This is a genomic window from Pseudofrankia coriaricola (assembly GCF_001854805.1).
Lineage (GTDB): Bacteria > Actinomycetota > Actinomycetes > Frankiales > Frankiaceae > Pseudofrankia.
This window is the reverse complement of record NZ_MBLO01000124.1, coordinates 1-9,501: the sequence shown is the minus strand read 5'-3', so window position 1 is coordinate 9,501 and position 9,501 is coordinate 1. Positions and strand designations below refer to the sequence as shown.

The following is a 9,501-nucleotide window of genomic DNA, read 5'->3' as shown; positions in this document are numbered from 1 at the left end:
ACATTCGCAGGAACGTCGCTGTCATTCACCATGGACAGCAGTTCCGACCGCATATCCGCCGTTAGCTCCACCTCGCCATTCTAGCCGAACGACCATATAAATGAAACAGAATCACGAGACACTAGTCCCCGATCGCACCCTGCGGCACGCGACGGTGCCTCGCTGGCGCGACTGCTACCGAACATCGCATCCAATTCGTCAGCACCGCGATCGCGGAAAGCATGATGTTCGCGTCCGGAGGGCCTGACTAGGACCGGTTCGTCGCTCTCTACCGACGGGTCCGTCAGGCAGGGGATCGCCACATCGGCTTCCGCGGGCTCGAGGACAACCCTGGGAGATCGAGCTCGGCGCGACGTGTGTCGTGGTGCGAGGTGGGCTATTCCATTCAGCGCCCCTTACCTATGGCCTCGGGCGGTGCTGTGACCAACGTACACAGGACGCGATCGACATAACTGTGAATTTGCGCGGGTCCGGTTAACGGAGAATTCATTGCGTGGGCGAGCGCGACGTTTCCGTGGGCGACGCTAAAGACGAGAACAGTCATGTCATCCAAACTGTCGAGCTGCAAAACGTAGCCTGCCTCTCGGCACCTTTCGATGACGCGTCTAAGGGTAATATAGACGGGTCGAGTGGGTAGGCGCTCGTCATCCATTTCCAGCTCAATTCCGGGATCGACGCCGAATAGCAGTTCGTAGCGAGTTTTGCTAGCTAGCGCGTAGTGCAAGTACGCTCGAATTTGGGCCTGAAGTTGTTTGTAGGGCTCGTCGTTTTGAACTCGCCCATCGGCGTGCTCCATCTCCGCGGCCAACTCTCGCCAGGCGAGGTTGGCGATATGGAGGATCATTTCCTGGCGGCCAGAGAACTGAAGGTAAATCGCTGGCGCCGATATGCCGGCTTCACGCGCTACGGCGCGTAGTGTGAGTTTGGAGGACGGAGTCGTCTCAAGTAGGCGCATGGCGGCCCTTGTGATTTCCGCGCGGAGCTGGTATCCCTCGCCCGAGTTGTGACGCCGTCGCTGTAAACTGCTGCGACCCGCCTGCGAACACGGTTGAGTGCTGGCCGGCGAGAGTTGGTTTTCCTCAGCTGACACGCCTCTACTTATACCAGAGCGGTGTCGACTGGGAGAACGGGTCGATAACGAACCTCCATCCTTCATGCCGTGATCAGGTTGGGTTCTGATCTCGGTGGGACAGGGCGCAACGCAGGCACCAACGCATCGCCAGAGCGATCACTGGTTCTGGCGACGATCACGTAACGGCCTGGTCCCTGGCGGACCAGGTGGGCGCTGCTGCGATCGTGTGTTCGGTGCCTGTCTGACCTCGGGGTCCTGTTCCCGCATCTGGCGGACGTGGTCGTGGATCGGGTGGAGCGGGTCGACGACCTGCTGCGGTTGGTCGCTCGTCCGCGGGCGGTGTCTGGTAGCTGCCCTCGTTGTGGAGTGGTCTCGACGCGGGTGCACGGCCGGTACCGGCGGCGGTTGGTGGACACCGCGGTCGCGGGCGTCCGGGTCGTCGTGACCTGCTGGTGCGCCGGTTCCGTTGCGCGGTGGCGGACTGTCCGGCGGTGACGTTCGCCGAGCAGGTCGAGGGGCTGACGAGTCCGTACGCCCGGTACACGCCGCTGGCGCGGCGGGCGTGCGAGGCGATCGGGTTGGCGCTGGCCGGCCGCGCCGGGGCGCGCCTGGCGGCGCAGCTCGGGATCACGGTCGGCCGCGACACGCTGCTGAACAGGGTGCGCGGGTTGCCCGACCCTGAGGTCGGCACGGTGGCGGTGCTCGGGGAGGATGACTTCGCGCTGCGCCGTAGGCACGTGTACGGCACCGTCCTGGTCGACATGGACAGCCACCGGCCTGTGGACCTGCTCGAAGGCCGCGACGCCGACCCGCTCGCCGACTGGTTGCGGGCCCACCCCGGTGTCGAGGTGGTCTGCCGCGACCGCGGCGGCGCCTACGCCGAAGGAGCCCGCGCCGGCGCGCCCGACGCCGTCCAGGTCGCCGACCGCTTCCACCTCTGGCAGAACCTCGGCGAGGCGGTCGAGAAACCGTGGCCGCCTACCGGAGCGCGCTCGCCGAACCACCGACGACGGTCGAGGAGACGGCCACCGTACCGGCACCCGTCTCGAGCGAGCCGCCGCCAGTCGTCCACACGCACGAGAAGCCGATCGTCACGCGTACGCGCCGCCGGTACGCCGAAGTCCAGGGACTACTCGCTCAGGGCCACAGCCGCGCGTCGGTCAGCCGCACCCTGCACCTCGACATCCAGACCGTGCGCCGCTTCGCCGACGCGACCAGCGTCGACGAGCTGATCGCGAAGTCCGTCGAACGCCGCAGCAAGATCGATCCGTACAAGGAGCACCTGCACCGCCGGTGGGCCGGTGGAACGAGGGCGTCACCGACGCAGCCCACCTCACCAGCGAGATCACCGAGCTGGGCTACCGCGGTTCCGACCAGGCGGTCCGTCGCTACCTGCGCCGCTTCCGCGACGGCCGTACCGCCCCGCCGCCCGGTCCGGTTCCGCCCACGGTCCGCGAGACGGTGCGCTGGATCATGACCCGACCCGACCGGCTCGACCCCGACGACCAGCTCGCGTTGAAGACGGTCCTCGCCAGAAGCACGGAGCTCGACGACCTCGCTACTCACGTCGCGGACTTCGCCCGCATGGTCACCAAGCTCGAAGGCTAGCACCTCGACGCCTGGATCGACGCGGTTGACCGCGACACCCTGCCCGCGCTCGTCTCGTTCGCCCGGCACCTCCGCAACGACTACGACGCCGTCGTCGCCGGACTCACGCTGCCGCACAGCTCCGGACCCGTCGAGGGCACCGCGAACCGGAAAATGCTGAAACGGCAAATGTACGGACGTGCGAACTTCGGCCTGCTCCGCAAGCGCGTACTGATCAGACAACTCGCGGACCAGGCCGTCACGTGATCGTCGCCAAAACCGAACTACGCGATCGCCCACATCGCGGTGGTCGCGAGCGGTTTGTCAAGGACCGGTTCGGGCGCGGCTCAGTGTGGGCAGGTGGGAGGTGTAAGCAATCTGTGACGTGATGTAAGGATCGACATATGGAATCCCCGAGGATGACACGGGGCCCGGATCCGCCGGCGGCGGTGATGCTGCTGCATGAGACGGAGCGGTCTCGGGTGGCTCGGCTGGTGTTCTTGACGGGGAGCGTGATCCGGAAGGAACCGCTGGGGCCTGGGGCGCCGCAACGGTTGCGCCATGAGGTGGAGATCCTCAGTCGGTTGTCCGAGGTCGAGGGGGTTGTGCATCTGGCGGTTGGAGTTTCGCCGGATCCGGGGTCGATCCTGCTTGCCGATGTCGGCGGAACGGCGGTGTCCGAGTGGAGCTCTCCGCTGGAGCCGGCTGACCTCATCAAGCTGGCCGAACAGATTGCGTGGGCCATGGGGGGGATGCACGCCAGAGGCGTGGTACATCGGAACATCAACCCGGCAAACATTGTCGTAAGTGGCGACTTGGACGCGCCGTATCTGAGCGATTTCGCGCTCGCCACGACCTTCACGACGGTTCAGTCCGGCTTCGTCCCCCCCGGGGAGATTGTCGGTACGGTGCCGTATCTGGCGCCGGAACAGACCGGCCGGACTGGTCGTCCGGTCGACCAGCGGGCCGATCTGTATGCGTTGGGCGCGACCCTGTATGAGTTGGCGACCGGCACGGCGCCCTTCGGCGAAGGGGACCCGCCGCGGATCATTCATGATCATCTGACGCGGGTGCCGGTACCGCCGGCGGAGATGAACCCGGCGGTGCCGGCCGGTCTGTCGGCGATCATTATGCATCTGTTGGAGAAGGAGCCGGACGATCGTTACCAGGGTGCCGACGGGCTGATACACGATCTCAGGTTGGTCCGTCAGGGCGCCGACCTTGCGCATCCCGGCGAGCACGATCTCCCCCGGCGGCCGCTGACGCCTTCCCGGCTGGCTGGGCGCGAGGAGGAGATCGGCGAGCTGGCCACCGTGTTCGCCGAGGCGATGATGGGCCGCTGCGGCGGGCTGCTCGTTGGCGGGGCTCCGGGGGTTGGCAAGACGGCGCTGGTCAATGAGCTGCGGCCGATCGTGGCTGGTGTCGACGGCTGGTTCGTTGCGGGCAAGTTCGACCAGAATCGTCGTGACCCGGAGAGTGACGGGGTCTGGCAGGCGTTCCGGGCGTTGGGCCGGCTGTTGTTGGCCGAGCCGGAGGACTATCTGGTCGCGGTGCGGGAGCGGATGCTGCGGGCGTTGGGAGCCAACGCCGGGCTGGCGACCGCCATCGTGCCGGAGCTGGCGACGCTGCTGAGGGTCCCCCCAGCTCTAGGCGATCCGATGACCGCGCAGCTGCGAGGACAGCGCATCGGGATCGGGGTCTTGCGTGCGGTTGCCTCTCGGAAGCGACCGGTGGTGATGTTCGTCGACGACTTGCAGTGGGCCGGGCGCTCACCACTGGGCTTGCTCGACCTGATCCTCGGCGGAGCGGAACAGATCGAGGGGCTGCTTCTGGTCGGCGCCTACCGGGAGAGCGAGGTGGACGCTGCTCATCCGCTGACGCCGATGCTCGCCCGGTGGCGTCGGCGGCCAGCCGGGCCGCACCAGGTGCGCTTGGCCAACCTGACGCCGGACGGCCAGGCGGCCATGGTGGCCGACCTGCTGCGTCTGGCCCCGGAGTCCGCCGCGGAGCTGGCGGGGCTGATCGCGCCATGCACGGCAGGTAATCCGTACGACACGGTGGAGTTGCTGGGCGCGCTGCGCCACGACGGGGTCCTAGCCGTCGGGGAGGGTGGGTGGCGATGGGACCGGGCGGCGTTGAGTCGCTGGATGGCAGCGGCGGACGTGGCCACGCTGCTGGCCGTCCGCGTGGCCGCGTTGCCGCCCGCCACCAGGGAGATGCTGGAGGTGATGGCGTGCCTGGCCGGCCGAATGGAGTTGGACCACCTGGAGGCTGCGACCGGATTCTCGGCGGATGAGATCGAGCGGCGGCTCGCTCCCGCGTTCGCCGCCGGTCTCCTGGTGCTGGAGTCTGACGGCCAGGCCAGCGTGCGGTTCCATCACGACCGCACGTGGGAGTCAATCCTGAGCGGCCTCACCCCGCAGGCGCAGCGCGCCACGCGATTGCGGCTGGCCCGGCGCCTCGCCGGGCGGCCCGAGCTCTTCGCCGTGGCGGCGGAGCAGTACCTGCGGGTGGCCGACGCTGTGCACTCCGCGCAGGAGCGGCAGCTGATGGCAAGGCTCTTCCGGCAAGCGGCCGACCAGGCGAAGCTGGTGAGTAACTATTCGCTGGTGGAGAGATTCCTGGCGGCGGCTGTGGCGCTCGTCGACCCGGCCGACGCCGACCAGCTGATCACGCTCCATACCGGCCGTCACGCCGCTCTGTACAGCCTTGGCCACCTGGAGGAGGCCAACGAGGTCTACCAGTCCATCTGCCGGCTGTGTACCCGCCCGGCTGGGCGGACGGCCGCCACCGTGGTGCAGGTCAGCAGCCTCACCAACCAAGGGCCTGCCGGCGAGGCGATGCGGCTCGGCCTCGACCAGCTGCGACAGCTCGGCTTCGCCGTCCCGGACCGCGACCGTCTGGAATCGGAGATCGACCGCGGGCTCGACGCGCTCTATCAGTGGATTGACCAGACCAGTGAAGCCGACGACCTGCGACGACCGAAGATCACCGACCGTTCGCGGCTCGACGCCATGAAGCTCATCGACCGGCTCACGCACCCGGCGTACCTCTGTGACGAGCAGATGATGACCTGGTTGAGCCTGCAGGCGGTGGAGATGTGGAAACGGTGCGGCCCGGATCGTGCCCTGGTCGGTCCAGCCAGCGGCGCCGCGAATGTGACGATCGCCCGCAGGCGGGACTACCGCACTGGGTATCGCATCGTGCGGCGCATCCTCGCTGTCGCGCAGGCCCGCGGGTATGAGCCTGAGGTATGGCAGGCGCAGTTTATGTACGTGATCAGTGTCGGTCACTGGTTCGACCCCCTCGAGGACAACCTGTCGGCGGCGCGCCGCGTGCTGGAGGGCCTGATCCAAGGAGCTGAACCGCAGTACGCATGTTGGAACCACTACGTGCTGCTGAGCGGCCTGCTGGACTGTGCGCCGTCGCTTGACAGCTTCGTCGCTGAGGTCGACGAAGCGCTGGCACTGGCCATTCGTACCGGCAACGGCCGAGCCGAGGAGGCGTTCCGGCAGTATCGCCAACTGGCGAGGGCACTGCGAGGTGAGAGCACCGAATCGCCGGCCGATGAGGCGGCTCAGCTGAACATGCTGGCCGCCAACCCGATCGCCGTCGTCGACCTGCACCTCAGCCGGGCCTTCGCCGCAGCCATCCTCGACCACCCAGGTGAGCTGGCCCGGCACACGGCGGCCGTGATGCCGTTGCTGTCAGCCACCGAGGCCCAGTACAGGGCAGTCGTGGCGCGTGTGCTGCGGATCCTGGCCTTGGCAGGGCAGGCCTGCACGAGACAACCGGACCGGCGCAACGCCATACTGACCGAGCTGGACTCGTTGGTCGAGTGGTTGGCCTCGCGTGCTGCCGACGCGCCCGTCAACTTCCTGCACCTGCTCCGTTGGGCGGAGGCCGAGCGGGCCTGGGCCGTGGGCGACTTCCGCGAAGCGGCGCATGCCTTCGACGTGGCACAGGAAGAGGCATCCGCCCAGGCACGCCCGTGGCACCAGGCGCTGATCCTGGAACGCGCCGCACGGTTCTACCTGGCTCACAGCATGGAGCGAGCCGGCCACGCGCTGCTCGCCGAAGCCCGTGACCGTTACGCGGCCTGGGGCGCCACCGCCAAGGTCAGCCGGCTCGACTGGGCCCACTCGAAGCTAGGGGCCGAGCCCTCCGGGACAAATCCGTTCGTGCGGCCACAGGCGCAGTCCGCCGCCCGCGTCACCACCGGCACCATCGACCTGCTCGGTGTAGCCGCCGCCTCCCAGGTCCTCAGCTCGGAAACCAGTATCGACGGCCTGCGGAACAGAGTCGTGGAAATCCTGTCCGCGATGACCGGCGCCACCAGCGTCCACCTCCTCCTCCACGACCGGGAGCAGCGCAGCTGGTCGGTGCCGTTGGACGATCACGACACCGTCTCGCTCGATGAGGCCGGCCGGCGGCGCCTCCTGCCACCCTCGGTCATCCGGTACGCCGAGCGCACCCACGAACCCGTCGTCGTCGACGACGCCACCCGCGACGACCGTTTCAGCCGCGACCCATACCTCACCGACCTGGACCGCTGCTCCCTGCTAGCCATACCCATCATGATCCGAGCCGAGCTACGGTCAATGCTGCTCCTGGAAAACCGGATGATCCACGGCGCGTTCACCACCGAACGCCTCGAAGGAATCATGCTCATCGCCGGGCAACTAGCGGTCTCGCTCGACAACGCCCTCGTCTATGCATCACTGGAACACAAGGTCACCGAGCGAACCCAGCAACTCGCCACCGCCAACCAGCGACTGGCCACCGCCAACCAGCGGCTCGGACAGCTCTCGATCACGGACCCGCTTACAGGCCTGGCCAACCGGCGACGCCTCGACCAGGTCCTCGACGCCGAATGGCACGGAGCCCAACGCAACGCCACACCCGTCGCGCTGGCCATCGTCGACATCGACCACTTCAAGCTTTACAACGACCACTTCGGCCACACTGCCGGCGACCGATGCCTCCAACGGGTCGCCGCCTGCCTGGCCGAGAACACCCGCGACACCGATCTGACCGCCCGCTACGGGGGCGAGGAGTTCGCCGTCGTGATGCCCGGCGCCGACATCGCCACCGCCACCCGAATCGCCCGACGAATCCGCGCCGCCGTTGAGGAGATCGCCGAACCACACTCGATGGCCCCCAACCAGATCATCACCGTGAGCATCGGCACCACGTCGATCATCCCCACTCCCAAGGCCAGACCGAAAGCACTCATCGATCTCGCCGACGCCGCGCTGTACCACGCCAAAAGCGGCGGCAGAAACCGGGTGGAAACGGCACTCACAAGCCCCGCATCGGGATAGTACGCGCTGTCCCACGCCGGCGAGGGACAGTCATCCCGCAAGACCCGAACTCCCAGAGCAGGAATCGATCGGGGTCGGGTCGGCGTGCCGCTGCGTAACCCGAAGTACACGGACCCCCAAGTGTTCAACCTGACTTCCCTCACGTTGATCGTCTCGGCAAGATCGAAAGTCTCTGGCCTGCGGAATCGTCCGCTGGGGTGCCGGATTTTGTGCACTAAGCCGGGCCCTATCCTGGGTGTCCGTGGCCTATGTGCGCACCGTGAAGACCGCGTCGGGGGCGACCGCGGTGCAGATCGTGTACTCGATCCGGCGCGGGTCGCGGGCGATGGACCACATCGGGTCCGCGCACGACGAGGCGGAGCTGGCGGCGCTGCGGGCAGTCGCGAACCAGCGCCTCGCAGCCGGGCAGGGAGAACTCGACCTCGGGCTGGACACGGTCGGCGCGGCGGGCGGCCCGCTGCCGATCGTCGCCTCGCGGATGGGGCATCTGTGGGACGCGTTGTGCCGCGCCTACGACTCGGTCGGCCTCGGGGAGGCCACCGGCGCCGACCGGGTGTTCCGTGACCTGGTCCTGGCGCGGATCATCGAGCCGACCAGCAAGCTCGACTCGCGGCGCGTCCTGGAGGAGACCGGCGTCGCGCGGCCTCCTACGCGACGATCGAACGCGCCCTGCCGAGATACGCCACCGACGCCTGGCGGCGGCGCCTCGCCGCGGCCTGCGCGGCGCACGCGGCGCTCGGACCGGCCAGCCTCGTTCTCTACGACGTGACCACGCTCTACTTCGAGACCGACCAGGGCGACGGGTTCCGCGAGTCGGGCTATTCGAATTATGTGAAGCGATCGGTTATGTGAGGCCGACCGGTGTTCCCGCTGGTGGAGCCGCTTTAGGGGGCCTGTCGCTCGACATAACGGTCGGGTGTTGCGTGGTTGCCGTCTTGTCCGGTCTCTGGAAGGCGGTGGTCACAGGTGGCGGGTGGCGTGTGGGTTCTGATCGGGCGGGCTGATCGGCTCTTGGCCGGCAGCGGGCGCCCGGAGACGTCGGTCGAGGACTACCGGCGTGTGTGGGCAGCGTTCGGCAGGTTCTGCGACCGTGTGGGCGTCGTGGAACCGGTGCCGGACCACATCGCCATGTTCCTCATCGACGACGGCGCGGACGTGAGGGCGTTGACGGCGTGGCAGCGGTTCAAGCGCCGGGCGGTGACCTGTTTGTTCGCGATCGATGAGACCGGCGTATTCCCCGGGCCTGTACGCACCAAGAAGCAAAGCGGCGTGCCCGCGCAGTTCGCTGGCGAGTTCGGCCTGCGTTCCGCGTAATTCGGGGGGCCTAGAGACACTGGCTGGGCGAAGTGGCTGGTCAGGACGGTGTGGCCTGGTCACACAGTCGAAGGGTCCTAGAGAAACGGCCAGGAAGGATCTGCCTGGTTGGTTGGGGTTTCCTGTATTCTGGCTAGAGACATGTATGTGAAGACGACGACCCGGCAGTCCAAGACCGGCCCGGTCCGCTACCTGCACCTGGCG

Annotated in this window: 6 protein-coding genes and 1 pseudogene; 6 read left to right on the top strand and 1 reads right to left on the bottom strand. The window is 67.5% G+C overall.

Translation table 11 applies throughout. From position 1 onward, the window contains the following. Positions 1-385: 385 nt before the first annotated feature. The gene (locus tag BCD48_RS46625) at positions 386-1,156 is read right to left on the bottom strand and encodes a TetR/AcrR family transcriptional regulator (RefSeq protein ID WP_083418815.1); all 771 of its coding nucleotides are present in this window, start codon (positions 1,154-1,156) and stop codon (positions 386-388) included. Between the two features lie 368 nt (positions 1,157-1,524). Here BCD48_RS46625 and BCD48_RS52940 point away from each other — a divergent pair, with 368 nt between their 5' ends. From BCD48_RS52940 to BCD48_RS17910, 6 genes and pseudogenes are all read left to right on the top strand, one after another. Continuing rightward, entirely contained in the window at positions 1,525-2,304 is a 780-nt protein-coding gene (locus tag BCD48_RS52940; RefSeq protein WP_206745018.1) for an ISL3 family transposase, read from the top strand. A gap of 61 nt (positions 2,305-2,365) precedes the next feature. After that, the gene (locus BCD48_RS52935; RefSeq protein ID WP_206745017.1) at positions 2,366-2,680 is read left to right on the top strand and encodes a hypothetical protein; all 315 of its coding nucleotides are present in this window, start codon (positions 2,366-2,368) and stop codon (positions 2,678-2,680) included. Positions 2,681-2,695: 15 nt separating this feature from the next. Beyond that, positions 2,696-2,926, top strand: coding sequence for a transposase (locus BCD48_RS52930; RefSeq protein ID WP_206745019.1), 231 nt, complete (start codon positions 2,696-2,698; stop codon positions 2,924-2,926). Positions 2,927-3,063: 137 nt separating this feature from the next. Continuing rightward, on the top strand, positions 3,064-7,983 hold the full coding sequence (locus tag BCD48_RS17920) for a diguanylate cyclase (RefSeq protein ID WP_071049587.1): 4,920 nt from the start codon (positions 3,064-3,066) through the stop codon (positions 7,981-7,983). A 241-nt stretch (positions 7,984-8,224) separates the two neighbouring features. Beyond that, positions 8,225-8,808 (top strand): annotated as a pseudogene (locus tag BCD48_RS17915) (IS1634 family transposase); the annotation flags it as partial. A gap of 153 nt (positions 8,809-8,961) precedes the next feature. Beyond that, positions 8,962-9,297 carry a hypothetical protein gene (locus tag BCD48_RS17910; RefSeq protein ID WP_131804035.1) on the top strand — a complete coding sequence of 112 codons (336 nt, stop codon included), beginning with the start codon at positions 8,962-8,964 and terminating at the stop codon, positions 9,295-9,297. Positions 9,298-9,501 lie beyond the last annotated feature (204 nt).